22 protein-coding genes are annotated in these 25927 nt (G+C 63.3%); 10 read left to right on the forward strand and 12 right to left on the reverse strand.

Annotation, left to right across the window (positions count from 1 at the left end; translation table 11 throughout):
* Nucleotides 1-68 precede the first annotated feature (68 nt).
* Nucleotides 69-1031 (forward strand): cyclase family protein, encoded by a 963-nt coding sequence (locus ACN9MY_RS28950; RefSeq protein WP_426165417.1) that lies wholly within the window; start codon nt 69-71, stop codon nt 1029-1031.
* Here the strand turns inward: ACN9MY_RS28950 and ACN9MY_RS28955 are convergent, their stop codons facing one another.
* The gene (locus tag ACN9MY_RS28955) at nt 1032-1751 is read right to left on the reverse strand and encodes a sterol desaturase family protein (RefSeq protein WP_426319435.1); all 720 of its coding nucleotides are present in this window, start codon (nt 1749-1751) and stop codon (nt 1032-1034) included.
* 161 nt (nt 1752-1912) lie between these two features.
* Between ACN9MY_RS28955 and ACN9MY_RS28960 the strand changes: the two genes are divergently transcribed.
* Nucleotides 1913-2503: a hypothetical protein gene (locus tag ACN9MY_RS28960; RefSeq protein ID WP_426165421.1), complete on the forward strand. Its 591-nt coding sequence runs from the start codon at nt 1913-1915 to the stop codon at nt 2501-2503.
* A gap of 1 nt (nt 2504) precedes the next feature.
* On the opposite strand, the gene ACN9MY_RS28965 is transcribed toward ACN9MY_RS28960, so the two are convergent.
* From ACN9MY_RS28965 to ACN9MY_RS28995, 7 genes are all read right to left on the reverse strand, one after another.
* Nucleotides 2505-4571, reverse strand: coding sequence for a TonB-dependent receptor (locus tag ACN9MY_RS28965; RefSeq protein ID WP_426165423.1), 2067 nt, complete (start codon nt 4569-4571; stop codon nt 2505-2507).
* 40 nt (nt 4572-4611) lie between these two features.
* Nucleotides 4612-5832 (reverse strand): type III PLP-dependent enzyme, encoded by a 1221-nt coding sequence (locus ACN9MY_RS28970; protein WP_426336503.1) that lies wholly within the window; start codon nt 5830-5832, stop codon nt 4612-4614.
* The gene (locus ACN9MY_RS28975; RefSeq protein WP_426165427.1) at nt 5829-7658 is read right to left on the reverse strand and encodes an IucA/IucC family protein; all 1830 of its coding nucleotides are present in this window, start codon (nt 7656-7658) and stop codon (nt 5829-5831) included. The genes ACN9MY_RS28970 and ACN9MY_RS28975 overlap by 4 nt, the downstream gene beginning before the upstream one ends.
* Nucleotides 7659-7694: 36 nt before the next feature.
* Nucleotides 7695-8897: an MFS transporter gene (locus ACN9MY_RS28980; RefSeq protein WP_426165429.1), complete on the reverse strand. Its 1203-nt coding sequence runs from the start codon at nt 8895-8897 to the stop codon at nt 7695-7697.
* Nucleotides 8894-10711: an IucA/IucC family protein gene (locus ACN9MY_RS28985; RefSeq protein ID WP_426336504.1), complete on the reverse strand. Its 1818-nt coding sequence runs from the start codon at nt 10709-10711 to the stop codon at nt 8894-8896. The genes ACN9MY_RS28980 and ACN9MY_RS28985 overlap by 4 nt, the downstream gene beginning before the upstream one ends.
* A gap of 282 nt (nt 10712-10993) precedes the next feature.
* Nucleotides 10994-12037, reverse strand: coding sequence for a phosphoribosylformylglycinamidine cyclo-ligase (gene purM / locus ACN9MY_RS28990; RefSeq protein ID WP_426165433.1), 1044 nt, complete (start codon nt 12035-12037; stop codon nt 10994-10996).
* Between the two features lie 107 nt (nt 12038-12144).
* Nucleotides 12145-13173 (reverse strand): ankyrin repeat domain-containing protein, encoded by a 1029-nt coding sequence (locus tag ACN9MY_RS28995; RefSeq protein ID WP_426165435.1) that lies wholly within the window; start codon nt 13171-13173, stop codon nt 12145-12147.
* 120 nt (nt 13174-13293) lie between these two features.
* Here ACN9MY_RS28995 and ACN9MY_RS29000 point away from each other — a divergent pair, with 120 nt between their 5' ends.
* From ACN9MY_RS29000 to ACN9MY_RS29030, 7 genes are all read left to right on the forward strand, one after another.
* Complete coding sequence (locus ACN9MY_RS29000; RefSeq protein WP_426336505.1) at nt 13294-14379, forward strand: AI-2E family transporter; 1086 nt, start codon at nt 13294-13296, stop codon at nt 14377-14379.
* Nucleotides 14380-14430: 51 nt separating this feature from the next.
* Nucleotides 14431-15099, forward strand: coding sequence for a DnaA regulatory inactivator Hda (gene hda / locus ACN9MY_RS29005; protein WP_426165439.1), 669 nt, complete (start codon nt 14431-14433; stop codon nt 15097-15099).
* Nucleotides 15099-15770 carry an HAD family hydrolase gene (locus ACN9MY_RS29010; protein ID WP_426172328.1) on the forward strand — a complete coding sequence of 224 codons (672 nt, stop codon included), beginning with the start codon at nt 15099-15101 and terminating at the stop codon, nt 15768-15770. The genes hda and ACN9MY_RS29010 overlap by 1 nt, the downstream gene beginning before the upstream one ends.
* Nucleotides 15763-17259, forward strand: coding sequence for a polynucleotide adenylyltransferase PcnB (gene pcnB / locus ACN9MY_RS29015; protein WP_426319440.1), 1497 nt, complete (start codon nt 15763-15765; stop codon nt 17257-17259). Before ACN9MY_RS29010 ends, pcnB begins: the two co-directional genes overlap by 8 nt.
* A complete protein-coding gene (gene folK, locus ACN9MY_RS29020; RefSeq protein ID WP_426336506.1) occupies nt 17259-17735 on the forward strand; it encodes a 2-amino-4-hydroxy-6-hydroxymethyldihydropteridine diphosphokinase in 477 nt (158 codons plus the stop codon). The genes pcnB and folK overlap by 1 nt, the downstream gene beginning before the upstream one ends.
* 187 nt (nt 17736-17922) lie before the next feature.
* Nucleotides 17923-18765 carry a 3-methyl-2-oxobutanoate hydroxymethyltransferase gene (panB, locus tag ACN9MY_RS29025; protein ID WP_426165445.1) on the forward strand — a complete coding sequence of 281 codons (843 nt, stop codon included), beginning with the start codon at nt 17923-17925 and terminating at the stop codon, nt 18763-18765.
* On the forward strand, nt 18756-19298 hold the full coding sequence (locus ACN9MY_RS29030) for a UPF0149 family protein (protein ID WP_426165447.1): 543 nt from the start codon (nt 18756-18758) through the stop codon (nt 19296-19298). Before panB ends, ACN9MY_RS29030 begins: the two co-directional genes overlap by 10 nt.
* Here the strand turns inward: ACN9MY_RS29030 and ACN9MY_RS29035 are convergent.
* The 4 genes from ACN9MY_RS29035 to ACN9MY_RS29050 are packed head-to-tail and all read right to left on the reverse strand — an operon-like array spanning nt 19295 to nt 24356.
* On the reverse strand, nt 19295-20785 hold the full coding sequence (locus ACN9MY_RS29035; protein WP_426336507.1) for an aldehyde dehydrogenase: 1491 nt from the start codon (nt 20783-20785) through the stop codon (nt 19295-19297). The genes ACN9MY_RS29030 and ACN9MY_RS29035 overlap by 4 nt on opposite strands.
* A gap of 2 nt (nt 20786-20787) precedes the next feature.
* Nucleotides 20788-22170, reverse strand: coding sequence for an aspartate aminotransferase family protein (locus ACN9MY_RS29040; RefSeq protein ID WP_426165451.1), 1383 nt, complete (start codon nt 22168-22170; stop codon nt 20788-20790).
* Between the two features lie 10 nt (nt 22171-22180).
* On the reverse strand, nt 22181-23551 hold the full coding sequence (locus tag ACN9MY_RS29045; protein WP_426165453.1) for a glutamine synthetase family protein: 1371 nt from the start codon (nt 23549-23551) through the stop codon (nt 22181-22183).
* Nucleotides 23552-23600: 49 nt separating this feature from the next.
* Entirely contained in the window at nt 23601-24356 is a 756-nt protein-coding gene (locus ACN9MY_RS29050; RefSeq protein WP_426336508.1) for a gamma-glutamyl-gamma-aminobutyrate hydrolase family protein, read from the reverse strand.
* 115 nt (nt 24357-24471) lie between these two features.
* On the opposite strand from ACN9MY_RS29050, the gene gabD reads away from it, so the two are divergent.
* Nucleotides 24472-25926 (forward strand): NADP-dependent succinate-semialdehyde dehydrogenase, encoded by a 1455-nt coding sequence (gene gabD / locus ACN9MY_RS29055; RefSeq protein WP_426336509.1) that lies wholly within the window; start codon nt 24472-24474, stop codon nt 25924-25926.
* Nucleotide 25927: the final 1 nt, after the last annotated feature.

A 25927-nucleotide genomic window follows, 5' to 3' on the forward strand; every position in this document is an offset into this window, starting at 1 on the left:
CGGCTGATTATCTTAGCAGCAGAATCAAATATGCTGGCCTCACTGAACTTTCTTTCAAAGGAACCAAGATGAGACTCGCAACTACCCTCGCCGCCTTGCTGCTGTCCGCCAATGCCCTGGCCGCCGAACCAGGCACCAGCCCGTGGGGGCCGCAAGATGAGATCGGGCGCCTGAACCTGGTCACGCAAGCCTCCCGCGCGGCCATCCTGGCCCGCATCAGCGGAGGCCGCGCATACGACCTGTCGGTGGACTATTTCGTCGGCATGCCGAGCTGGCAGGCTGCCGGCGACCCGCCTTACCTGATGTGGATGACGCATACGCCGCACGGCAATGTGCTGTCGGACCCGATGGAGACCGGCAAAGCCATGAACCAGCACGTCAGCTACACGGGCAGCGCCATCTCGATGTATGCGCACATGGGCACCCATATCGATGCGCTCAACCACTTCGGCCTGAATGGCAAGATCTGGAATGGCTTCAAGGCTTCCGAACACCTGGGAGACCGGGGCTGGAAAGTGGCCGGTGCGGAGAAGCTGCCGCCCATCGTGGCGCGCGGCGTGCTGATCGACGTGGCGGCGGCCAAGGGCGTCTTCATGCTGCCGGATAACTACCGCGTCACTGGCAAGGACCTGGCCGAAGCGCTGGCGCGACAGAAGGTGGCGCTGCAGAAAGGCGATGTGGTGCTGATCCGCACCGGGCGCATGCAGCAGTTCGAGAAGGCCCAGGCCTTCATGCAGAACCCGCCCGGCATGGGCCTGGATGCGGCGCGCTTCCTGGTGGAGCAGAACGGCGCGATGGTGGTGGGGGCGGACAACCTGAGCTTCGAGGCCTTTCCTTCCGAGGCCAAGGACAACTACATCCCGGTCCACACCTACCTGCTGGCCGAGCATGGGGTGCCCATCATGGAGCTGGTCAACCTGGAAGAACTGGCGCGCGACAAGGTCTATGAGTTTGCCTTTATCGGCGCCTCGCTCAAGCTGCGCGGTGCGGATGCGGCGCCAATGCGGCCGATCGCGCTGCCGCTGCGTTGATCACTCCTGGTGGACGTCGCGGTAGGCCAGCATGTCCACCAGGCGTTCTTCCTTGTCGGGATCGAAGCCGCAGGTGGCTTCGAACTTCTCCGGGTTCTCGTAGGTTCCGAACAGCATGTCCCACCACACGATGTCTCCGTAGTTGTTCTTGTGGCGGCCGTACTGGTGGTGGATGCGGTGCATCTCGGGACGCTGGAAGAACCAGCCGACCCAGCGCGGCGTGGTAACGCTGGTGTGGTAGAAGAATTCGCCGAGCGCGGTGCACAGCGTATAGACCGCGCCGGATTCCGGAGACAGGCCAAGGAAGGCATAGACCAGCAGGCTGCCGATGATCGAGTTGACGATCATTTCGCCGGGATGCTTGTAGAACGAGGTGATGACTTCGATGCGCTGCGGGCTGTGGTGGATCTGGTGGAACAGGCGCCACAGCAAATCCGATTCGTGGCGCACGCGATGCCACCAGTAGAACACAAAGGTGGCGATGAAGTAGGCCAGCAGGCCGCCGACAACCGGGCCGACATGGTCCGACAAGTGCAGCAGCGAGGCTTGCGAAGTCCAGCGTTCCCAGCTCACGCCGGCCAGCAGCACGACGCCAAGCTGCACGGCATTGATGGCAAGAACGCGCACGGGCCAGGTGCGGATACGGGGAAGTTTCCAGCCGGGGCGCAGGCGCTCCAGTACAAAGCAGGCGGCGAAAACAATGAAGATTGTGGTGAGCATGGCGTGTCCTTTCGTTTGGCAAGGACGAAATGATCGCGCCAGCGCTTTGCACAAGCCCCGAAATTCCGCCGAGGTATCGGATTCAGATACTGCCGGCATATAGGGCAAGTTCTCGCCTGTTGGCGGCCTAGCATGGTGGCTCTTTCAAACAGGAGACAACCATGAAAAAACTGATTGGGGCACTGGCGCTGGCGGCAAGCGGCGCGGCTGGCGCGGTCGGCGGCACGGCGACGGCAAGTGCACCTGCTGCCGCCGAAATCGAACGGGCGCGGCATGCTTTCGACTTCCTGCACGGCGACTGGACGGTGCAGAACCGGCGCCAGTCCGATTACGCCAATCCGGACAGCCCGTGGGAAACCTTCAGCGCCAGCAACCTGGTGCACGCGCTGCCGGCCGGCATCGGCAACTACGACGAGTACCGGCCGCTGGGCGACTGGCGGCCCGGCTTCGTGGCGATGACCTTGCGCGTATTCGATCCAACGACCGGGCGCTGGAGCATCTACTGGCTGACCAACCGCGACGGCGGGCTCGATCCCGCCACCGGCACCTTGCTGCCGCCGGCGGTGGGCCGTTTCGATGCCGATGGCGTGGGACGCTTCGAAGGCGAAGAAGTCTACAAAGGCCGCACGGCCCGCGTGCGCTTCACCTGGACCCGCAGCAGCGAGCGCCAGGCGCGCTGGGAGCAAGCCTACTCCTGGGATGATGGCACCAGCTGGCAGACCAACTGGGTCATGGAGTTCACCCGTCGATAGCTCAGATCTTCACGCGCACGTAAGCCATGACGCTACGCGGCGCACCTGGCTGGATCTGGAAGTTGTTGTTGGCCGATTCGTAATACACCTTGTCGGCAAGGTTGTTCAGGTTCAGCCCGGCTTCCCAGTTCTTGCCTTTGTAGCCAAGCATCGCATCGAAGCGCACATAGGATGGCAAGCGCACCGCATTGTCCTCAACGGCGAAACGGTCTCCCACGTAGAAGGCGCCGGCGCCGATGGTAAAGCCGTGGCCCAGCTCATAGTTGGACCACAAGCCCGCCGCATGCTTGGGAATGTTGGCGGGGCGATTGCCCACCCTGTAGTTGTTGGACTGGGTAATGCGGGCGTGGTTGACGGTGGCATTGGCAAACACTTTCCAGCCCTGCGCCAGGCTGCCCGTCAAGTCGACTTCGAGCCCGCGGCTTTGCTGTTCGCCGGTCTGCACCTGGCGCACGCCTGCCGGATCTGAAGGGTCTTTGGTCGCCACATTGCGTTGCGTGATCTCGTACAGGGCGACGGTCGACTGCAGGCGTCCATCGAACCATTCGCTCTTGTCGCCAATCTCCTTCTGCAAGGATTCAACTGGCTTGATCTGTGCAAAATCCTTGCCGCCGTAGAAGAAGTCATTCCCTACCGGGAGGAAGGAGCGGCTCAGGTTTGCGTACAGCGCGTGCGCCTGGCCCGGCTGGTAAACCACGCCGATGCGCGGGCTCCACACCGAGTCGGTGCGGCTCTGGACCAAGCCGGTGCGCCGGTCCTCCTGTTCCTGCTTGAAGCGGTCGAAGCGCACGCCGGCAAGCATCTTCCACTGCTCGTTAAACGAGACCTGGTCCTGTGCATACCATGCGGCCGTATCGGCCTTGAAGTCGTTGTCGATCGTGACCGGCAACGCGGCCAGGTCCGGCATGGCCATGAGCTGCTGTGGCGCCTGCAAGCTGACCGGCGTGGTCGCGGCAGCACGCACCAGGCGGCCGGACTTCTGGTGTCCCAGCTCAACGCCGGTCATCAGCGAATGACGAACGCCGCCGGCATCGAGCTGATACGCCGCTTCGGTCTGGTTCAGGAAATTGCTCTGGTCCTGAGGGAAGTAGGTGATCTGGCGACGCACTTGCGTGTTGGCTGCAGCCAGGCCCAGGGTGCGGGTATTGATCGCATCCAGCTTCAGCTTCGAATACTGGAAGCTATTGCGCAGAACCAGCTTGTCGTTGACCGCATGTTCGACATTGAAGCGGGCATTTTGCGCATCCGTCCTGGCGTAGTCATAGCGCTCGCCGTAGAAGTTGCCGACCGGGACATCGGCCGGCACGCCGTTCAGCGAAGGGATGCCACGATCGGGGGTACGGTTTTGGTGAAGGAATTCGGTTTGCAGCAGGAAGCTGGTGTCGCGCCCCGCCGTCCAGGCGATGGATGGCGCCAGCACTGCACGCTCGGAATGGACCACGTCGCGGTAGTTGTCGCCCGCTTCGTAGGCGCTGGTCAGGCGGAACGCTGCCTGTTCGCCAGCAGCACCGCCCAGGTCCAGGTCGATGCGGCGGAAGTTCTCCGAGCCGCCGCTCAACGTCACTTCGCGCACCGGCGTTTTCACCGGCTTCTTGGTGACGCGGTTGATCACGCCGCCCGCCGAGCCACGGCCGTACAGCACCGCGGCCGGGCCCTTCAGCACCTCGATCCGTTCCACATTGCCCAGGTCGCGGAAATACAGGCTGTCGTCGCGCATGCCGTCAAGCAGGGTGTCGCGGGTGGCGTCGAAGCCCCGGATGTAGAACTGGTCGCGCCGCCCTTCCCCCTGGGACGGGGCAACACCGCTGACGTTGCGCAGCACATCTTTCATATCCACCGCCCCTTGCGCCCGGATCAGCTCTTTGTCGACGAACTGCACCGACTGCGGCACGTCACGCAGCGGCACATCGAGCTTGGTGGCGCTGCTGGTGCCGTGCAGCGGATCGGACGCCGCTGCCGTCTGCACGGTGACCATCGGCAGTTCGGTGTCCGCCGCATAGGCAAATTGCGAGCACAGTGCGGCGGCGGCCAGCGCCAGGACATGGGGTTGAATACGACGATGTTGCATGACTTTCCTTCGGATGTGACGTTAAAAAAATCGTTAAGGCCTACGCATCTTCCTGCAGGTAGATATGCTGTGGATGCGGATGGCGCAGGAAATCGTGGTGCGAGATGTGCCAGGCGTAAGCGCCCGCATACTGGAACAGCAGCAGGTCGCCGACCCGCAGGCGATCGAGCATGGCGTCGCTGGCCAGCACGTCTTTCGGCGTGCATAACTGGCCGGCGACCGTCACCGACCGCTGCACGGATTCGGGACGCGAATAGGGATGGTTCCAATCCTCCACCGGCACTACCCGGAACGGATGGCTGTGGCCCTGTGCATAAGGGGTACGGAAGTGATGCGTGCCGCCGCGCACGATGGCGAATACGCGCTCTCCCGCCTCCTTGATGTCCAGCACCTCGGTGGCGTAGTAGCCGCAAAACGCGCTGACGAAACGCCCGAGTTCAAAGCGCAGGCGCGGCACGTCATCGCCATGCTGGCGTGCTTCTTCGGCCAGCAAGCTTGCCAGGCCGGCGCTGAAGCGCGGCCAGTCGAACTGGCGCTGCGGTTCGCGGTAATTGACCCCGATACCGCCACCGACGTTGATATGCTCGATGCGCAAGCCGTATTGTTCGCACCATTCGCGCGCCTGGCGCAGGTAGGCTGACAGCAATTGCAGGTGTTTGTCCGCATCGAGCTGGTGCGACAGCAGGTGGAAGTGGAAGCCGCGCAACTCCAGGAGTGGCTCTTGCCGCAGCCGTTCCAGGCAAGCCGGCAAGTGCTCGATGGCGATGCCGAACTGGGTCGGCTTGCCGCCCATTACCAGCGTGGTGGTCGCCAGCTCGGCCAGCGGCGGATTGACGCGCAGCAGGATCGAGGCCGGCTTGCCGCCGGCGTGGGCCAGCACCGCCAGGCGTTCCAGTTCATGCAGGCTTTCCACGTGCACCGTGGCGCCATGCTGCAAGGCCAGCGCCAGCTCGCTATCCAATTTTCCCGGTCCGCTGAAGATCACCGGCACCTGCGGAAAATGCTGGCGCAGCCAGGCGATTTCACCGCCGGACGAGGCTTCAAAACCATCGACGGTTGGCGCCAGCGTTTGCAGCAGGGGAACGTCCGAATTGGCTTTGATCGCGTAGAAGAAGTCGCATTGGCCGGGCAATCCTTCGCGCAAATGCACCGCGTGGCGCTTCAGCGCCGGCAAGTCGTAGATGAAGGCGCACAGCGGTTCATCCAAGGCGGCGTGCGCCTGCTTCGCCGCCGCGATCGCGCGGTCCCAGTCGAGCCTCATGCGAGTTGCTCCTTGATGGCGGCCAGCGGATTGACAAAGGGCGCGTAGTCGGCCGCGCGGTCGGCCTGCTTGAGGAAGCGGTTGCACAGGTTGCCCTTGGCCGGCAACGGTTCGCCATCGAGTACCGAAGCGATGCGCGCGGCGGATTCCGTCGTGCCGTGCAGGTGCTGGTATTGCTGCAGGTGATGGCGTACCTGCGTCCACAGCCTTTGCTGCAGGGCCGGATTGCCGGCTGCCAGCTGGTGGATCGCTTCGCAAAAATTGTTGACGAACAGGCAGTAGGCGATGCGCTTCCAGCCGCGCTCGCGGTCGTACTGCAGCGCTGCCTGCGCACGCTGGCTGACGCCGGACAGGCGGCTGGCGCCCCACTCTTCCTGCACCAGCTTGACGCCTTCGAAATCGCGCAGGAAGGCTTGCGCCGGCCAATCCCCGACCAAGCCGATCACCACGTTCTGCAGGTGCGGCTCGAACACGACGCCGTGCGCGAAGTAGCAATGCAGCACCGGATACATCATCTGTTGCACATAGCGCGAGAACCACTCGACAGCCACCGCCTCGGGCGCCATGCGCTCACGCTCGGCGATCTGGCGCAGCAGTGCCGACAGGCGCGCCTCGCCCAGTACGTGGTTGCCGAACAAGGCACCGGCCAGCAGGGGCACGGCGCCCGGCAGCAGGTTGTGCTGGTCGAAATTGCCGCGCAAGATCAGGCCGAAGCCTTCCGTGATTTCGCGCTTGGCATCGGCGTCGCCGTCGCGCAGGTTGACCGAGAGGAAGGCCGGTTCCGGCATGATGGCGGCGCCGGGGAAGCGCTCCCTCAGTTCCGGAATCAGGCCGCTCATGATGCGGTTCACTTGCAACGCGCCTTCCAGCTCGTACACCGCGTTCTTGCGCACGCAATTGGTCAGGCGCACATGCAGCGAGAATTTGTAGAAATATGGGTTGCCGGGCTGGTACAGGGTGCGTACCGAGGAGGTCGGGTAATACAGCTCGCCTTGCGCTCCCAGGTGGCGGATACGGCCGTCGCGCATGGCGGCGGCGATCAGCGGCTTTTCCAGCAGCCAGCGCGCCTGCCAAGGGTGGGCGGGAACCAGCAGGTAGTCGTCGCCGGCCACCACCCCTTGCGGCGCCTGGGCGGCCAGGATGTCACCGCAGGATTGCGCCAGGGTCGACTGCTGCAGCACGGCGTCGCGCTGCACGGCAAAATAGTGCAGAGGGAAGCCGCCGCGCAGTTCCGGCGAATAGCGGCGCAGGTCTTCTGCGCTGAAGCCTTGCCTGCTCTTGGGCGCGGGATGGAAGGGATGGCCGTAGGTCAGCGACTGTTCGGAATCCAGGTAGGCCGCCAGCGGATCGGACGGCATCGCGTTTGGCCATGGTGCTTCCAGGATGGCCGTGGTGACCTGCACGCTGTCTTCGATCTGCGCCAGCAATTCGTGGTTGTAGGGCTGGCCGGTCTTTGCCGCGAGGTCGCGGATGATCAGGTCGGCCAGCATGCGCCAATCCAGCAAGGCCCATGGCTGGCCGGCGCTCTTGCAATACAGCGCGGACAGGTAGCGATAGTTGGCGGTTGGCGAGTCATCCTGCACGGCGACCACGACGCGGCTATCGAGACGCGGCAGCACGATGTGCAGGGCCTGGCCGGTGGCCAGTGCGCAACGCAGGGCGAGCGGCCAGTCGTTCTGGCCGAACAGCGGGCCGACGCTGGCGTGTCCTTCCGGGATGGCCACTTCGCGGCAATAGCAGTTCAACAGGGTTTCCAGGCTGCGCTGGCTGGCGGCGCAGTACGCCGCCGACATATTCGGACTACGGTGCAAAGCTGATGTCGACATGAAATTTCTCCAAGCATGTGATGGCTGGCTACACGATCAGTCGGTGCTGTGCGCTGGCTGTTTGAAATCGCCCCGGTATAGGCGGAACATGAGTACAACGAGATAGATGCAACTGGCCGCGAGCGCCGCCGCGCCAAGCAGGAAATGGGATTGCAATCCCCAGCGCTCGGCGGCGATGCCGGCAGCCAGGCCGGCTGCCACCGCGCCCCATTTGGTGCTGCCCTCAAGGGAGCCGAAACGGCGGCCGGCGTTGCCGGCGTCGGTGATCGCGGCCACCATCCCGTGCAAGGCGATATAGCTGGCCGTCATCGCCACGCCCATCACGAGGCGCCATGCGGCCAGCGCTGCCAGAGAATGGCTGCCCGCCTGTCCCAGCAAGGCCGCGATGAGCACTGCCTGGGCGGCAGCCAGCGTCGCAAGCAGGCGCCGGCGGCCGCAAAAGCGCGACAACGGCAGCGCGCACAGCAAGTACACCAGGTGCGGCAGTCCGAACAGCAGCCCCGGCGCCGCCCCAGGCAAGTTCGCCAGCGTTTGCTCGGCATACGGCACGAAGTAGGGAAAGGTGATCACCGTCGCGAAAATGAAAGCGAATTGCAGGCCATACAGTTGGCCGGGCGGGATCGCTTCGCCGGCGAGTGCCTTGCCATCGCCGTCCGTGGCCAGCGCCTCGCTCGCAGCCGGCGGGGCCGCGACGGCCGGCAGGCGCCAGACCAGCAGGGCAGACAGGAGCGGCAGCAGCGCCAGGTAGCGATACATCAGCAAAGGTTCGGCCCCATGGGAGAGCATTCCCATCAAGGCAGGCCCGGCAAACAAGGCGGCGCGGGCCGAGCCTTGCATCAGTGTCAGCAAGCGGGTCAGGCGATGGCCGCTCACCACCGTGGCCAGGTAGGCGTTCGATGCGGCGAAGGTGCCGCCCAACAGGCCTTGCAGGATCAGCGCCGCGGCAAACTGCCAGACATTGCCGGCCAGGCTGGTCAGCCAGAAGCTCACCGCCAGCCCGAGATGGGCGCGCAACAGCAAGCGCTTCTTGCCATAGCGGTCGGCCAGGCGCCCCCACCATGGATTGGACAGCGCCGCCACCAGCGTCGGAATGACGAACAGCCAGCCGGCCAGCCATGCGGCATTGCTGCCCAAGGCCTCGTGCAGGATGCGGTCATAGAACGGCGGCATGCCCAGCGCGGCAAAGGCGGCGGCGAAATGGCCCGCCAGCGTGGCGGCGACAATCCGGCGCGTGCTCATGCGCTCGCCTTCGGTCGCCATCGATGCAATGGATTGGGCACGGTTTGCAGGCGCGCTTCGATTTCCGCGAACAGGCGGCGCTTGGCCAGTTGCTCGATGCGGATGGCGGGAGCAAACAGGTCGAATGCCGCAAAGCGTTCGACAAGTTCCGGATGGCGCGCCTGGTAGCGGCCGATGCAGGCCGCGATGCGGCGCCAGAAATCGGCTTCCGCCAGGCCGTAGTGCTGCTGCAGGAACATCGCCAGTTCGCCGAAGTTGATGAAGAATACGGCGTCGTGGAAGTAGTCGTGCACCTCCTCCGGCGACATGCTTTCCATTCCCGCGGTGGCGTTGACCTGCTTGCGGAACGATGGCGTCGGCAGCAACTGCGGGCAGATGCCGGGATCGGCCAGGTATTGGCGCACGAAGCGCAAGCCGCCCGGCAAATCCTTGAGCGCAATGCGGTTGGGCAGGCCGGCGCGATGGATCAGCACGATGTTCTGCGCATGGGCCTCCATGCCGATGCCTTGCGCATAGAGCAGGTGGATCAGCGGCGGCAGCGAGGCTTCCATCAGCGCATCCAGCCACGGCAGCAGGCCATGCTGCTCGACCCACGGAGCGATGAAGGGGCGGCCATCCGCTTCACACTGCGAGAGGCCGGAAAACGGTGCGGCGGCTTCGCCAGCCTGCAAGGCACGGTCGGCACTTTCGCGCCAGACTGCGCCCAGCATGCCGTATTGCGCTGCCTGCAGCGCCAGCGGCAGCCCGGCATCGCGATAAGTGATGCCGGCCACTTCGCGCAGGAACACCAGTCCGGTGGCGCGCAGCGCTGCGTCGCGCTGCAGGATGTCGTTCAGCCAGTCCGATACCGGCGGCGCATTTTCCACGTTATGACAGGACAGGATGCGGTCAGCCGAGGTGTTGACGATACCGATCGGCAGTTTGACATGGGCGGCCAGCGGACGCGTGGCATTGGCCAGCGAACGGATCGATTGCAACGGCCGGTACACGTCGCTGCCTTCGCCAAGCCAGACCAGGTCGCGGCTGTGCAGCAAGGGGAACAATTGGCTGGCGATCTTCTCGCGCCAATGCCACGGGTGCGCCGGCAACAGCCAATAATCATCCGGCTCCAGTCCCATGGCGGCCAGCCTGGCGCTGAAACGCGCGTACTGCTCCTCGCCAGCTTCGCTGCGCAGGAAAGATGGCAAGTCGATGTCGCGGCAGGCGGCGACGTTGGCCTTGGCGCGCCGCAGCGCCAGCCAGGACAAGCGTACCGCCGGGGCAAACTCCGGCCCGTAGGCGGCATTGTCGAGCGGATCGAAGCCGACGCGCGACTTGTAGCAGGGGTGGTAGGGGTGCGCGTCCTGCAACTGGCCTTCCAAAGCGGTCAGGTCGCGCCCTTCGCCATCTTGCCGGCGCGTGTAGCGTGCCAGCGTGTCTTTTTGCAGCGTCTGTTGCAGCTCATGCAGGAAGCGGTGCAGCAGGTTCTCGTCGGTATCGATCAAGGCGCCTGCTTCGAGCACGAATTCCTGGAGCGATGCGACGGGCCGCGCGCCATCGGGCGCGCTGCGCATGAGCGAGGCGCCATCCACCCGGATGCGGCCGAAGCTCTCGCTGACGCGGCCCTTGCAGCGATAGGCTACCGGCTGGCCGGCCGCCGTCCGGCCGGGAATGTGGAAGCACACGCCGTCATCCTCTTGCGTGATTTCCGCAGCCAGCACCTGCTCGAACAGCAGTGCCTCGATCAGTTGGCGCAGCACACGCTGTTGCGCGGCCAGATAGTGTTGCGAAGCCAGGGCGTCCGCAAACAAGTCCCAGGTGATGGGCGAAGTCATACCGCCGCTCCAGCGGCAGCGAAGTTGGTCCACATAGGGGATTCCTTGGAAAGCGTGCCATGCCAAGGGAATGCCGGATCGCGCTCCCTGGCAAAACCTCAATGACTGGCAGCTCTCCGCAACTTAAGGAAGCCCGCTGGCTGTGTGGTGTGCAGTGAATAAAAATGCAATTCGGCGATCATAATACAAATGAGAATCATTTTCAATAAGATGGCTGAATCGGAACGGCGGGGGCAAAAAAAACGGAGCCGCGAAGGGCTCCGTTCTTGGGGCGGCAGGCGCTTAGACGACGATGGTCTGGTGTTCGCCTTCCGCGCGGGCGCGGATCTTGCCGATGCGGGATACAGTCTCGCCGGCTGCGGTCAGCTGGGCGACGGCTGCGTCGGCGTTTTCAGCGGACACGATGACGGTCATGCCGATGCCGCAGTTGAACACGCGGTGCATTTCGGCGTCGGCCACGCCGCCGTGCTGCTGCAACCACTTGAACAGTGGTGGCATGGTCCACGAAGAACCATCCAGTTCGGCAGTCAGGTTGTCGGCCAGCACGCGCGGGATGTTTTCCACCAGGCCGCCGCCGGTAATGTGCACCAGGCCTTTGACTTCCATCGATTCCATCAGCGCCAGCAGCGGCTTGACGTAGATGCGGGTCGGCTCCATCAGCACGTCGGCCAGCTTGCGGCCGTGGAAGTCGGCTTCCAGGTCCGGCTTGGCCACTTCGATGATCTTGCGCACCAGGGAGTAACCGTTGGAGTGGGCGCCCGAGGAGGCCAGGCCCAGCACCACGTCGCCCGGCTGAATCTTGCTGCCGTCGATCAGTTTGGATTTTTCCACCGCGCCGACGGCGAAGCCGGCCAGGTCGTATTCGCCGTCCGGGTACATGGACGGCATTTCAGCGGTTTCGCCGCCGATCAGGGCACAGCCGGAGATCTCGCAGCCCTTGGCAATGCCCTTGATCACGTCGGTGGCGGTGGCCACGTTCAGCTTGCCGCAGGCGAAGTAGTCGAGGAAGAACAGCGGCTCGGCGCCCTGCACCAGGATGTCGTTCACGCTCATGGCCACCAGGTCGATGCCCACGGTGTCGTGGCGGTTCAGCTCGAACGCCAGTTTCAGCTTGGTGCCGACGCCGTCGGTGCCGGAAACCAGCACCGGCTCCTTGTATTTCTTGCTGATCTCGAACAGCGCGCCGAAGCCGCCGATGCCGCCCATCACGCCTTCGCGCATGGTGCGCTTGGCGAATGGCTTGATCGCTTCAACTAGGGCGTCGCCGGCGTCGATATCGACACCTGCGTCACGGTAGGACAGGGAAACATTCGAAGGTTGGCTCATGGTGTTGTCGCAACTGAGGCGGAAGAATGGAAAAGCGGTGGCCGAATACGGCAAGTCCGCTATTTTAGCATTTTTGCCCCCGCATTTTCTCTTGTTATCGGCCGTTTTCAGCCACCGGACCGGCAAACTTCCCCAAATCCAGGGCGCGCACCCAGCTTCAGCAGGCGTGCAGCCAATTCCTCGTTCTGCTTTTCCAGGGCGACGTCGTAGGGCGTCAGGCATTCGTTGTCCGGGCTGGCCTTGCCATTCGGGTCGGCGCCTTGTTCGATGGCGAAGCTGACGCGGGCGGTTACCGCCGCCACGCATTTCTGCCACTCCGCTTCGAAGCGCTCGGGAGCAACCAGCTTGCGCGTCATGTCCTTGTCGCATTCGCTGACCAGGCGCACCAGCATGCTGCGCTTGCCCCAGGTGCTGCCGTTGGGATCGGCGCCCAGGGCGACCAAGCGCTTGGCGGCGTCAAACTGGTCCTTGCGGATGAAGCGGTTGAGCAGGGCCGAATAAGTCGTGGACTGGACGTTCGGGTTGGCGCCGGCCTGGATCAGCAGCGCCAGGAATTCATTATCAGTCTCGCAATGGTCGCAGGTGGACAGGTTGATGCCCTTGGCGCTGGCGCCGTGCTCGATCAGCAGTTGGGCCAGCGCCAGGCGGCGCGGCCAGCTTTCCTGCGGGGCATTGCGGGCGAAATAGGCCTGGCTCACGGTCTCCTGCAGCAGCACGGTACCCAGTTCGCCGGAGATGTCGGCCTTCCCGGCCAGGTATTCGAGGACGGCGAAGCGCTTGGCGTCCCTGGCCGGGTCGGGCTTGGTCAGGTAGGTATTGACGGCCACGCCCAGCATGTTTTCCGGCGCAAAGCTGGGGTCTTTCCTGGGGTCGAAGCGCTTGATGCGGTCCAGGTCACCCTCGTCCGTTGCGTCGATGACCTTGGTGGACGGCTTCTTGAAGTTCACCGCCTCGGCGACGTTGGCAGCGGCGTTGGCGGCGGCGTTTGCCACGCTGGCTGCAGCGGCCATGGGCAGGCACAGCAGGCGGTTGAAGCCTTCGCATTTTTCGCCATCATCCGCTGCCATGGCAGGGGAATGCGCGGCGAACGCCAGGGACAGGGCCGCTATGGCGGCTTGGGTACGAACAGACAGCATGACTTCCACTTCAAAGTTTATTTATGGAAATATTAAACTACTGGTAGGCCCCGCGCATGGTGTTTTTAACAGCAGAGGCGTTAGAATAGCCCTTCCTTCGTCCCGACCACGCCCCAGCAGATGCCTCTTCCCCTCTCGGCAGAACAAAAACAAACGCTATTCTGGGTATCGGTCTGGGCCGCCTTCTTTTTCCTGCTCTGGGTCCTGGGGCCGGTACTGACGCCCTTCCTGGCCGCCGCCATTTTCGCCTATGCGCTGAATCCTGCCGTCGACAAACTGTGCCGCCTGCGCCTGTTCAAGCGCTGGAAAATGCCGCGCGCGCTGGCAGTATCCATCGTTATCACGCTGTTTGGCGCCGCCGTGCTGGCGCTGCTGCTAATCGTGGTGCCGGTGCTGCAAAAGGAAATCCCGCTGCTGCAGGCGGCCATTCCCGCTTCGCTGGCAAAACTGAATGACACGCTGGGGCCGCGCCTGCAGCAACTGGGCGTGGAATTCACGCTCGATGGCGCCAGCATCAAGGCCCTGGTGGCAGAAAAGATGGCGGAAAGCGGCAACCAGATCTGGACCGCCGTGCTGAATTCCGTGCGCACCGGCGGCAGCGCCGTGCTGGGCTGGCTGGCGACGCTGGTGCTGATCCCGGTCGTGCTGTTCTACCTGTTGCTCGATTGGCACCAGCTGCTGGCGCGCATTGCCGCTGCCGTGCCGCGTCGCTATATCGGCGCCACCATGGAAATGGCGCGCGAGTCGGATGCCTTGCTGGCGCAATACCTGCGCGGCCAGTTGCTGGTGATGCTGGTGTTGTCAGTTTATTACTCCACTGCGCTGGCGGTGGCGGGCTTTGACGTGGCGCTGCCGGTCGGCATCCTGTCCGGCGTGCTGGTCTTTATCCCCTATCTCGGCTTCGGCCTGGGCCTGCTGCTGGCGCTGATGGCGGCGGTGCTGCAATTTACCGACTGGAGCGGGCTGGTGGCCGTGGCCATCATCTACGGCCTGGGCCAGGTCATCGAAGGTTTTTTCCTGACGCCGCGCCTGGTGGGCGAACGCATCGGCCTCGATCCGCTGGCCGTGATCTTCGCTTTGTTGGCCTTCGGCCAGCTGTTCGGCTTCGTCGGCGTACTGCTCGCTTTGCCTGCTTCCGCCCTCTTGATGGTGGGTTTCAGGCACTTGCGCCGCCACTACCTGCGCAGCAGCTTTTATAATGCGTAGTGTGAAGATCGATTACGTTAGCAAAAAATCCACAAAGCCGGGACAAGTCCAATGAAACAGCTGGTGCTTGACCTGGGTGCGGAGCCGGTGTGCACCCTCGAATCCTTCGAGGTGGGCCGCAATGCGGAGGTGGCGGCGCTGATGCGCCAGTTCGCCGACCGCAGCTCCCGCGAGCATTTCGCCTACCTGTGGGGGGAAATTGGCGCAGGCAAGTCGCACCTGCTGAAGGCGCTCGCCTCGAGCGACCGTGCGCGCTATATTTCGCCGTTTTCGATTGAAACCGAGTTCCTGTATTCGCCGGACGTGGACCTGTACCTGCTGGACGACTGCGAAAAGCTGTCGCCGGTGGCCCAGATCGATGCCTTTGCCCTGTTCAACGAGATCCGCGCCAACAACGCCTTCATGGTGAGCGCGGGCTCGGTCGCCCCGGCCGTGCTGCCGGTGCGCGAGGACCTGCGCACACGCATGGGCTGGGGCCTGGTGTACCAGATCCATGGCCTGACCGACGAGGAAAAACTGGCAACGCTGACGCAGATGGCGGAAGCGCGCGGTTTGACCCTGTCGCCCGGTGTGCTACCTTACCTGCTGTCGCACTTCCAGCGCGACATGGTATCGCTGTCCTCGATGCTCGACTCGCTCGACCAGTATTCCCTGGAAACCAAACGCCCGATCACCCTGCCCCTGCTGCGCGAATGGCTGCAGGAGGAAGCGAACGAATGATGAAACTCGCCCTGTTCGACCTTGACCATACCCTGCTGCCGATCGATTCAGATTTCGAGTGGGGCCAATTCCTGTGCCGCGTAGGCGCCGTCGACGCCGTAGAATTCAAGCGCCGCAACGAAGAGTTCTTCGCACAGTACCAGGCGGGCACCCTGGACCCGGTGGAATACCTGGAATTTTCGCTTGGAACCCTGGCTTCCTTCGAGCCTGAGCAACTGGCCGAACTGCAGCAGCAGTACATGACCGAAGTGGTGATGCCGAACATCCTGCCTGCCGCCCGCGCGCTGCTGCAAAAGCACCTCGACGCCGGCGACCTGGTGGCGATCGTGACGGCGACCAACCACTTCGTGGTGGCGCCGATCGCCAAGGCCTTCGGCGTGGAGCACCTGATTGCCGCGATGCCGGAGCGCGATGCCGCCGGCCGCATCACCGGCAAGCTGCTCGGCACGCCAACCCAGGGCGAAGGCAAGATCGTGCACACCAAGGCATGGCTGGAGAAATTGGGACACTCGCTGGACAGCTTCGACAGCGTCCACTTCTACAGCGATTCCCATAACGACCTGCCGCTGCTGTCGATCGTCAGCCATCCGATTGCGACCAACCCGAACGCCAAGCTGTCCGAACACGCGACCGCGCAAGGCTGGCCACTAATTCACCTGTTCAATGATTAAGAAATTCATCCGCAAGATCCTGGGCGTCAAGAACGCGAGACCCCGCAACGAACCGCTCGTGCTGGGCCCGAAGGACCATGGCATCGACCCGCGCATGGTGTCGAACAACGCGATCCGCGTCACCAGCACGCTGCAGGAAGCCGGCTTTGAAGCCTTCGTGGTCGGCGGCGCAGTGCGCGACCTGCTGCTGGGCGTCAAGCCGAAAGACTTCGACGTTGCGACTAATGCCACCCCCGAACAGGTGAAGCGCCTGTTCCGCCGCGCCTTCATCATCGGCCGCCGCTTCCAGATCGTGCACGTGATGTTCGGCCAGGACCTGCTGGAAGTGACCACCTTCCGCGGCACCACCACCGACAATGCGCCGAAGGACGAACATGGCCGCGTGCTGCGCGACAACACCTTCGGCTCGCAGGCGGAGGACGCGGAGCGCCGCGACTTCACCATCAACGCCATGTACTACAATCCTGCCACGCAGGAAGTGCTGGACTACCACGGCGGCATCGAGGATATCCGCAGCAAGACGCTGCGCATCATCGGCCAGCCGGAAGCGCGCTACCGCGAAGACCCGGTGCGCATGCTGCGCGTGGTGCGCTTTGCAGCCAAGCTGAAATTCTCCATCGAGCGTTCGACCGCCGAGCCGATCGGGGTGATGGCGCCGCTGATCGACAATGTGCCTGCGGCACGCGTGTTCGACGAGATGCTCAAGCTGCTCACGTCCGGCCAGGCCCTGGCCTGCCTGCAGCAGCTGCGCAAGGAAGGCCTGCACCACGGCCTGCTGCCGATGCTGGATGTGGTGCTGGAACAGCCGATGGGCACCAAGTTCGTGACGCTGGCGCTGGACTCCACCGACAAGCGCGTCATGGCCGGCAAGACCGTGTCGCCGGGCTTCCTGTTTGCTTCGCTGCTGTGGCACCAGGTGCTGGAGAAATGGGAGGCCTACCAGGCGGCGGGCGAATTCCCGATTCCTGCGCTGCACCTGGCGGCCGACGAAGTGCTGGAGTCGCAGACCGAGAAGCTGGCGATCCAGCGCAAGATCGGTTCCGACATGCGCGACATCTGGGCCATGCAGCCGCGCTTCGAGCGCCGCAATGGCAAGAATCCTTACAAGCTGCTGGAACACCTGCGCTTCCGCGCCGGCTACGACTTCCTGCTGCTGCGTTGCGCTTCGGGCGAGATTGACCGCGAACTGGGCGACTGGTGGACGGCTTTCTATGAAGGCGACGAAACCATGCGCGCCGAACTGGTGTCGACCGCATCGTCCGGCGGTGGCAAGAAGAAGAAACCCGCGGCACGCCGCAGTCGCGCCGCAGCGCTTGACGACGCGCCGGTGGATGCCAATCCGGATGGCGAAGAAGGCGACGAGTCGGATGACGATGACTTCCTGAATCCGCGCCCTGAGGGCGAAGCGCCGGCACGCAAGCGCCGCCGTCGTCCGCGCCGCGGCCGCCGCAGCGGCGGTGGCGGCAACGCCCCGGCCGGCGAAGCTTGATGCCTGTTACCGCGTATATCGGCATTGGCGCCAATCTCGGCGATGCGCGCGCGAATGTGCTGGATGCTTTCGAACGCCTGCGCAAAGTGCCGGGTTCCACGCTCGAGGCGGTGTCTTCGCTGTACCGTACGGCGCCCATCGATTCTTCGGGCGACGATTACATCAACGCGGTCGCCCGCCTGGAGACCTCCCTGCCTGCGCAGGCGCTGCTGGAAGCCCTGTTCGAGATCGAGCAGGCGCACGGCCGGGAGCGGCCTTACTTTAACGCTCCGCGCACGCTGGACCTGGACTTGCTGCTGTACGGGGATGAACAGATTGCGACGCCGACGCTTACCGTGCCACATCCGCGCATGCATCAGCGGGCCTTTGTTCTGATGCCGCTGCTGGAGCTGGCGCCCGAGGTGGTGCTGCCGGGACTGGGGCGCGCGGGCGACTTCGCGCCTTCGGTTTCCGACCAAGGTATTATCCGGCTTTAAACCGGTAAACCTGGGTCCGACCCGCAGGGTCAGACCCAGTCTGCTCGACTGCCGCGGGTTTCGGTTGTGCGCCGGAACCAAACCCGTGGCTTCAAGACCGTCGAGGGTCAGACCCTTCGGGTCTGACCCTGGTTTACCGGTTTTGCCCGCTGTGTACAATAGCGCTTTTCGAATTTAAGGACATCCCATGTCTGGCAACCTGCAAAACCCTTACCCGGCGCCTGCGCGTGCCGTCCCTACCAAGGCGGTCACGATCCCTTCGATTAACGCCCTGAAGGCAGCCGGCGAAAAGATCACCATGCTGACCTGCTACGACGCCAGCTTCGCCTCCCTGATGGACGGCTGCGGCGTGGAAGTGCTGCTGATCGGCGATTCGCTGGGCATGGTATGCAACGGCCACCAGTCCACCCTGCCGGTGACCGTGCAGGAAATCGCCTACCACACCGCCGCCGTAGCCCGTGGTGCGAAAAACGCGCTGATCCTGGCCGACATGCCTTTCGGCTCCTACGCCACACCTGAGCAGGCGTTCAACAACGCCGTGCAACTGATCCAGGCCGGCGCACACATGGTGAAGATCGAAGGCGGCGCCTGGGTTGCCGAAACCGTGCGCTTCCTGGTGGAGCGTTCGATCCCGGTTTGCGCCCACCTGGGCCTGACCCCGCAGTCCGTGCACACGCTGGGCGGCTACAAGGTGCAGGGCAAGACCATCGAGAGCGCAGAACTGCTGAAGCAGGATGCGCTCAAGCTGCAGGCCGCCGGCGCTGCCATGGTGGTGCTGGAGGCAATTCCTACCGCGCTGGGCAAGGAAGTGACCGACATGCTGTCGATGCCGACCATCGGTATCGGCGCAGGTCCGGATTGCTCGGGCCAGGTGCTGGTGATGCACGACATGCTGGGCGTGTTCCCAGGCCGCAAAGCGCGCTTCGTGAGGAACTTCATGGAAGGCCAGGTCTCGATCCAGGCTGCGGTATCGGCCTATATTGACGCCGTCAAGGGCGGCACCTTCCCGGCACTGGAGCATTGCTTCTGAACCCGCTGAACGACGACGAGTACGACCGGCTCGATGAGCTGCTGGCCGAGATCGGCCCGCAGAGCATGGACGTCGCCAAGCTGGAAGGCTTCCTGACCGCGCTGGTGGCCGGCCCGGCCGAGGTGGCGCAGGAGGCGTGGTTGCCAGCAGTCTGGGGCGGCGCAGCCGGCAATGACGAAGCTGCCGCGCTGGCTGTGCGCCATCACGACTATATGCGCGTGTGGATGCAGAAGGACCCGGGCAGCTTCGAGCCGATCTACGAATGCGGCGGCAACTGGACTGCGGAAGCGTGGTGCGAAGGCTTCATGGCGGGCGTGGGCGCTGCGCCTGAAGCGTGGGCACCCCTGCGCGCCCAGCAGCCTGCCTTGCTGCTGCCGTTCCAGGCGCCGCTGAACGCCGCCAAGGTGCCGCAGTCCGTCATCAGGATCAACGAATTCTTCCACGCGCCGCAGACTAAAGTAGCCAAGGCTGGCCGCAACGATCCTTGCCCTTGCGGCAGCGGCAAGAAATTCAAGAAGTGCTGCGGCGCTTAAACCTGGATCCAGGTCGTCTTCAACTCGGTGTACTTGTCGAAGGCATGCAGCGACTTGTCGCGTCCATTGCCTGACTGCTTGTAGCCGCCAAACGGCACCGTGATGTCGTCGCCATCGTACTGGTTGACGTGCACGGTGCCTGCCTTCAGCGCCCGCGAGGTGCGGATCGCTTTCGAAATATCCGATGTCCATACCGCGGCGTGCAGCCCATACGGCGTATCGTTGGCCTGCTTCACAGCTTCGTCGAGATCCTTGAACGACAGCACCGATAGCACAGGGCCGAAAATCTCTTCCCGCGCGATCTTCATCGTGTTCTGCACGCCGTCAAACAGCGTCGGCTCGACATAGAAGCCGCCGGTTTCCTTGCGCACCGCATTGCCGCCAGCCAGAAGCTTCGCCCCTTCGTCGCGGCCGGCTTCGATATAGCCCATCACGGTCTTCATCTGGACCGCATCGACAATCGCGCCCATCACGGTCTTTTCGTCGAGCGGGTCGCCCGGCGCGTAAGACGGCACCATGGCCAAGGCCTTCTCCAGGAACTTGTCCTTGATCGACTCTTCCACGAACAGGCGCGAAGGCGCGTTGCAGCTCTCCCCCTGGTTGAAGTAGATCGAACCAACAGCTGCAGCGACGGCGGCGTCGAGGTCGGGACAATCGGCGCACACGATATTGGCCGACTTGCCGCCCAACTCCGTCCACGCCCGCTTCAGGTTTGACTGCCCCGCCATCTGGATGATCTGCTTGCCCGTGCGCGTGGAACCTGTGAAGCCGATGCAGTCCACGTCCATGTGCATGGCCAGCGCGGCGCCAGCCTCGTTACCGTAGCCAGGCAGCACGTTGAACACGCCTGGAGGAATTCCCGCCTCCACCGCAAGCTCCGCCAGCCGCAAGGCCGACAACGGCGATTTCTCGGACGGCTTGAGCACCACGCTGTTGCCGGCCGCCAGCGCCGGCGCGATCTTCCACGCTGCCATCAGGAGCGGGTAATTCCAGGGCACGATAGCCGCCACCACCCCGACCGGTTCGCGCGTGATCAAGGCCAGCGCATTGCCCGGCGTCGGCGCAATCTCGCCGTACACCTTGTCGATCGCTTCTCCGTACCAGCGGATGCAATTGGCCGCGAGCGAAACATCGACCACCTGGCTGTACTTGATGGGCTTGCCCATATCGAGTGTTTCGAGCAGCGCCAGTTCGTCCTTGTTCTGCATCATGAGGTCTGCGAACTTGATGAGAACACGCTTGCGCTGCGCCGGCGCCTGCCCGGCCCAGCGGCCGCTATCGAAGGCGCGGCGCGCCACGGCAACCGCCTGGTCGACGTCGGCCGCATCGCAGCGCGCCGTCTGCGACAGGTAGCGGCCGTCGATTGGAGAAAGGTTGTCGAACTTGCGCTCGCCGCGCGCCCAGGTGCGTTCGCCGTTGATGAAGGCGCGACCGTCGAGGGCCAGCATCTTGGCCCGGTCGTGCCAGTTGATCGCTTCTTTTGCCATGGCTACATCCATCCTCTCTGCTGCAGGTCCGCATAGGTATCGTCAAGGCAGCGCCGGATCAGCGCCACCATCTCGTCGATCTGCTCGCGCGTCATGACCAGCGGCGGCGCGATGATCATGCGGTCGCCCACGGCGCGCATGATCATGCCGTTGTTGAACATATAGCCGCGGCACACCATGCCCACTTCCAGTTTCGGATCGAAATACTCGTGGCCGTGGATTGTGGGTCCCTTGCGCCGTACGAGATTCAGGCCTGCGACGAAGCCGCAGCTATTGGCATAGCCAACCAGCGGATGGTCGCCGAGCGTGGCGAAACGCTGCGCAAGATATGGACCGGTATCTTCGGCCACGCGCTGCACCACCTTTTCTTCTTCGATGATGCGAATCGTCTCAAGCGCCGCAGCACACGCGACAGGGTGGCCAGAGTAAGTAAAGCCGTGCGCGAACTCGCCGCCCTGGCCAATCAGCACTTCCGCCACGCGCTCGCCTACCAGCACGCCACCGAGCGGGATATAGCCCGAAGTGACGCCCTTGGCGAAGGTAATCAGGTCCGGCTTGAAGTCAAAGTACTCGCAAGCGAACATGCGGCCGGTGCGGCCAAAGCCGGTGATCACTTCATCTGCGATCAGGAGAATGCCGTATTTGTCGCAGATGCGCTGGATCTCCGGCCAGTAGGTGCGCGGCGGAATCACCACACCGCCCGCTCCCTGGATCGGCTCGCCAATGAAGGCCGCCACCTTTTCCGGGCCGACGTCGAGGATCTTCTGCTCCAGCCACGATGCGGCCTCGATCCCGAATTCATCCTCCGACATGCCACGCCCCGACTCAAGGTAGTTCGGCTGCCGGATGTGCACGATGCCGGGGATCGGCAAGCCGCCCTGCGCATGCATGCCTTCCATGCCGCCCAGAGAGGCGCCCGCCATGGTGCTGCCATGGTAGGCGTTGAAGCGGCTGATGATGGTGTGGCGGTGTGGCTGACCCTTCAAGTCCCAATAGCGGCGCACCATGCGCACATTGGTGTCGTTTGCCTCCGATCCCGAGCCCGTGAAGAACACATGCTTGAAACCGGGTGGCGCAATCTCCGCCAGCTTGGCGGCCAGCGTCACGGCCGGCACATTGGTCGTGTTGAAGAAGCTGTTATAGAACGGCAGCGTTTCCATCTGGTCGAACACCGCCTTCGATATGCTGTGCCGGCCGTAGCCGACATTCACGCACCACAGCCCGGACATGCCGTCCAAAATCTTCTTGCCTTCAGAATCCCAGAGGTAGATGCCTTCGCCGCGTACCATCACGCGCACGCCGCGCTCGCCGAGCGCCTTGTGGTCAGTGAAGGGATGCATGTAGTGCGCGTGATCACGCGCCTGGAGTGTTTTGGTATCGTCCATGATCGCCTCCTCATACATGCAGCAGCAGGTGCTCGCGCTCCCACGGGCTGATCACGGTCATGAACTCCTGGTGCTCAAGGTCCTTGATGGCTGCATACACGTCGATGAAGCGCTCGCCGAGCACAAAGCGCAGCTTGTCCTCGCCACGCAGTATCTTCAGCGCTTCCGGCAAGCCTTGCGGCAGCTCGTATTTCATTTCGTAGGCGCTGCCGGTGGTCGGCGCGGTAGGTTCGAGCGATTCGGTCATGCCGAGGTAGCCGCAGGCCAGCGTCACTGCCAGCGCCAGGTAAGGATTTGCATCGGCGCCGATGATACGGTTCTCCACGCGCCGGTCTTGCACGCCCGATTCCGGAACCCGGAATCCGACGGTGCGATTATCCATGCCCCACTGGATATTGATCGGCGCCGCCGTGTGGCGCACCAGCCGGCGGTAGGAATTCACATACGGCGCGACGATGGCTAATGCGCTCGGCATATAGCGCTGCAGGCCGCCGATGTAGGCCTTGAACAGCTGCGATGGTGAACCATCCTGGTTGCTGAAGATGTTCCATCCGCTGCGCGCATCGACCACGCTCTGGTGGATGTGCATTGCCGATCCCGGCTCGCCTGCCATCGGCTTGGCCATGAAGGTGGCGTACATATGATGCTTCAATGCCGCCTCGCGCAAGGTACGCTTGAAGAAGAACACCTTGTCAGCCAGGCCAAGCGGCTCGCCGTGCAGGAAGTTGATCTCCATCTGGCCGGCGCCGATTTCGTGAATCAGGGTGTCCACGTCAAGGCCCATCAGATCGCAGTAATCGTAGATGTCCTCGAACAGCGGATCGAACTCGTTCACCGCGTCGATGCTGTACACCTGGCGGCTGGTTTCGGCGCGGCCGCTGCGGCCGATCGGCGCCTTCAGCGGCAGGTCGGGGTCGGAGTTCTTGTCGGTCAGGTAGAACTCCAGTTCCGGTGCAACGACAGGCTTCCAGCCCCGGTCTTCGAACAGTTTCAGCACGCGGCGTAGCACAGAGCGCGGGGCGAAGTCGACCAGGCGGCCATCGCTGAAATAGCAGTCGTGGATCACTTGCGCCGTCGGGTCGACCGCCCACGGCACCATGGTGATGGTGGTAGGGTCGGCCTTCAGGATCATGTCGCGGTCGGTACTGGAGATGGCACGGTCATAGGCATCATCCTCGGTCGGATAATTGCCGGTGACGGTCATGCCAAGCACCGCCTCAGGAATGCGCATGCCGCGCTCCTGGGTGAATTTGCCGCGCGGGAGAATCTTCCCGCGTGCGACGCCGGTCAGGTCAGGGACCAGGCATTCGATCTCGGTGACTCGCTTTTCATTGAGCCACTCGTCCATGTCGGTGTAACTGAAATTTTCGCGGATTGCCATAGCTTCCTCTCAGGTAGTTTAGAAAACAGCACTACTGAAGGAAAGCCACCTAAGGAATGCGATCCCTGTGCACGCGGCACGCGAGGCCGAATGCGCTGAACATGCGCATGGAGTCGTGGTTCTCTTCGATGCGCCATTCCGGGTGCCATTGCACCGCCAGCGCGAACGAAGGAGAAGCCGCGATGGAATAAGCTTCGATCAAGCCATCATCCGAACGTGCTTCGACTTGCAGTCCAGCCGCCAGGCGATCAATGCCCTGCCCGTGCAGCGAGTTCACTTGTATTTCGCTAGCACCATCGAGGATATGCGCCAGCAAGCCACCCTTTTCGAGCCTGACGCGGTGGGCTGCCGCATATTGCTGCTCCAGCGATTGCGACTTGTCTTCGCGATGGTCAAAGTAGCCTGGCACCGTGTGCACGGCTTGATGCAGCGTTCCGCCCAGCGCCACATTCACTTCCTGGAAGCCGCGGCAAACCGCCAATATCGGAATGCCATGCATCAGCGCAGCGCGGATCAGGGGCAAGGTGGTCTCATCGCGCGCGTGATCTTCCGGCAGCGAGGGGTCAAGGGTTTCCTGCCCATACAGGCTTGCCTGCAAATTGGAGGCAGCGCCGGTCAGCATGATGCCGTTGGCAATGCCAAGCAGGCTTTCAATATCGGTGTTGTCGCCCAAGGGAGGGACCAACAACGGCTGGCAGCGCGCTCCCACAGCCACCGCATCAACGTATTTGTTTTGAGCGGCGTAGCTGGGATGGGAGCCTTTATTCTGGCTGCAGGCGGGGACCAGTACGATGGGGCGGCGCATGTTTAGTTTTTTCGGTAACTATCAGTGTGCAGCTTGATCTTATTCCCAATTTTGGAATGTGGCAACCGTGCAGCGTGATACCCGGTATACTGGTTTTTTACTTTGGAGGTGAATCATGCTGACCCTGAAAGATCCCAGCCTTCTGCGCCAACAGTGCTTTATCGCTGGCCAATGGTGCGATGCCGACGGGGGCGCAACCATCAGCGTCACCAATCCCGCTACCGGCGAAGCCCTTGGCAGCGTGCCGAAAATGGGCGCTGCCGAAACGCGCCGCGCTATCGAAGCCGCGAATGCCGCATGGCCTGAATGGCGCAAGAAGCCAGCCAAGGCGCGCGCCGCCATCCTGCGCAAATGGAATGACCTGATCCTCGCCAACGCCGACGACCTGGCAGCCCTGATGACGGCGGAACAAGGCAAGCCGCTGGCTGAATCCAAAGGCGAAATCGCCTACGCGGCATCCTTCATCGAATGGTTTGGCGAAGAGGCCAAGCGCATTGCCGGCGAAACCCTGGCGTCGCCATGGCCCGACAAGCGCGTAGTGGTTACACGTGAGCCAATTGGCGTCAGTGCGGCGATCACGCCGTGGAACTTCCCGGCCGCGATGATCACGCGCAAAGCCGGACCGGCACTTGCCGCGGGTTGCCCAATGGTGGTGAAGCCGGCGGAACTCACGCCCTTCTCCGCATTGGCATTGGCCGTGCTGGCGGAACGCGCCGGCGTACCGGCTGGCGTGTTCAGCGTGATCACCGGCGCATCGCGCGAGATCGGTGGCGAGATGACCTCCAACCCCATCGTGCGCAAATTGAGTTTCACCGGTTCGACGGCAGTCGGCCGCCTGCTGATGGAACAGTGCGCACCGACGATCAAGAAGCTGTCGCTGGAACTTGGCGGCAACGCACCATTCATCGTGTTCGATGATGCCGACCTGGACGCCGCGGTGGAAGGTGCAATCGCATCCAAATACCGCAACGCCGGCCAAACCTGCGTATGCGCGAACCGCATCTACGTGCAGGATGGCGTGTACGACTCCTTCGCATCGAAACTGGTGGAAGCGGTACGCAAACTCAAAGTCGGCAACGGCGCCGATGACGGCGTGACGCAAGGCCCGCTGATCGAGGAGAAAGCCGTCGTCAAGGTGGAAGAGCATATCGCCGATGCCGTTGGCAAAGGCGCACGCTTGCTGTTAGGCGGCAAACGGCATGACCTGGGCCACAGCTTCTTCCAGCCAACCGTGCTGGCTGACGTGAATGCCGACATGCTGGTCGCGCGCGAAGAAACCTTCGGCCCGCTGGCGCCGCTGTTCCGCTTCAAAACCGACGAGGAAGCCGTGGCGCTGGCCAACGACACCGAGTTCGGGCTTGCAGCATACTTCTACTCGCGCGATATCGGCCGTATCTGGCGCGTGGCCGAAGGCTTGGAGAGTGGCATGGTGGGCGTGAATACTGGCCTGATCTCGACCGAAATCGCACCATTCGGCGGCGTCAAGCAATCGGGCCTTGGCCGCGAAGGCTCGACGCACGGCATCGACGACTACCTCGTCATCAAATACATCTGCATGGGCGGCATCTAGC

Origin of the sequence: Pseudoduganella sp. R-31 (assembly GCF_049913235.1) — a bacterium.
Taxonomy (GTDB): Bacteria; Pseudomonadota; Gammaproteobacteria; order Burkholderiales; family Burkholderiaceae_D; genus Rugamonas.

Excerpts from the sequence above, each read along its gene's own strand:
- ACN9MY_RS28950 (WP_426165417.1), top strand. The coding sequence starts at position 69 with ATGAGACTCGCAACTACCCTCGCCGCCTTGCTGCTGTCCGCCAATGCC.
- ACN9MY_RS28955 (WP_426319435.1), bottom strand. The coding sequence starts at position 1,751 with ATGCTCACCACAATCTTCATTGTTTTCGCCGCCTGCTTTGTACTGGAG.
- ACN9MY_RS28960 (WP_426165421.1), top strand. The coding sequence starts at position 1,913 with ATGAAAAAACTGATTGGGGCACTGGCGCTGGCGGCAAGCGGCGCGGCT.
- ACN9MY_RS28965 (WP_426165423.1), bottom strand. The coding sequence starts at position 4,571 with ATGCAACATCGTCGTATTCAACCCCATGTCCTGGCGCTGGCCGCCGCC.
- ACN9MY_RS28970 (WP_426336503.1), bottom strand. The coding sequence starts at position 5,832 with ATGAGGCTCGACTGGGACCGCGCGATCGCGGCGGCGAAGCAGGCGCAC.
- ACN9MY_RS28975 (WP_426165427.1), bottom strand. The coding sequence starts at position 7,658 with ATGTCGACATCAGCTTTGCACCGTAGTCCGAATATGTCGGCGGCGTAC.
- ACN9MY_RS28980 (WP_426165429.1), bottom strand. The coding sequence starts at position 8,897 with ATGAGCACGCGCCGGATTGTCGCCGCCACGCTGGCGGGCCATTTCGCC.
- ACN9MY_RS28985 (WP_426336504.1), bottom strand. The coding sequence starts at position 10,711 with ATGACTTCGCCCATCACCTGGGACTTGTTTGCGGACGCCCTGGCTTCG.
- purM (WP_426165433.1), bottom strand. The coding sequence starts at position 12,037 with ATGAGCCAACCTTCGAATGTTTCCCTGTCCTACCGTGACGCAGGTGTC.
- ACN9MY_RS28995 (WP_426165435.1), bottom strand. The coding sequence starts at position 13,173 with ATGCTGTCTGTTCGTACCCAAGCCGCCATAGCGGCCCTGTCCCTGGCG.
- ACN9MY_RS29000 (WP_426336505.1), top strand. The coding sequence starts at position 13,294 with ATGCCTCTTCCCCTCTCGGCAGAACAAAAACAAACGCTATTCTGGGTA.
- hda (WP_426165439.1), top strand. The coding sequence starts at position 14,431 with ATGAAACAGCTGGTGCTTGACCTGGGTGCGGAGCCGGTGTGCACCCTC.
- ACN9MY_RS29010 (WP_426172328.1), top strand. The coding sequence starts at position 15,099 with ATGAAACTCGCCCTGTTCGACCTTGACCATACCCTGCTGCCGATCGAT.
- pcnB (WP_426319440.1), top strand. The coding sequence starts at position 15,763 with ATGATTAAGAAATTCATCCGCAAGATCCTGGGCGTCAAGAACGCGAGA.
- folK (WP_426336506.1), top strand. The coding sequence starts at position 17,259 with ATGCCTGTTACCGCGTATATCGGCATTGGCGCCAATCTCGGCGATGCG.
- panB (WP_426165445.1), top strand. The coding sequence starts at position 17,923 with ATGTCTGGCAACCTGCAAAACCCTTACCCGGCGCCTGCGCGTGCCGTC.
- ACN9MY_RS29035 (WP_426336507.1), bottom strand. The coding sequence starts at position 20,785 with ATGGCAAAAGAAGCGATCAACTGGCACGACCGGGCCAAGATGCTGGCC.
- ACN9MY_RS29040 (WP_426165451.1), bottom strand. The coding sequence starts at position 22,170 with ATGGACGATACCAAAACACTCCAGGCGCGTGATCACGCGCACTACATG.
- ACN9MY_RS29045 (WP_426165453.1), bottom strand. The coding sequence starts at position 23,551 with ATGGCAATCCGCGAAAATTTCAGTTACACCGACATGGACGAGTGGCTC.
- ACN9MY_RS29050 (WP_426336508.1), bottom strand. The coding sequence starts at position 24,356 with ATGCGCCGCCCCATCGTACTGGTCCCCGCCTGCAGCCAGAATAAAGGC.
- gabD (WP_426336509.1), top strand. The coding sequence starts at position 24,472 with ATGCTGACCCTGAAAGATCCCAGCCTTCTGCGCCAACAGTGCTTTATC.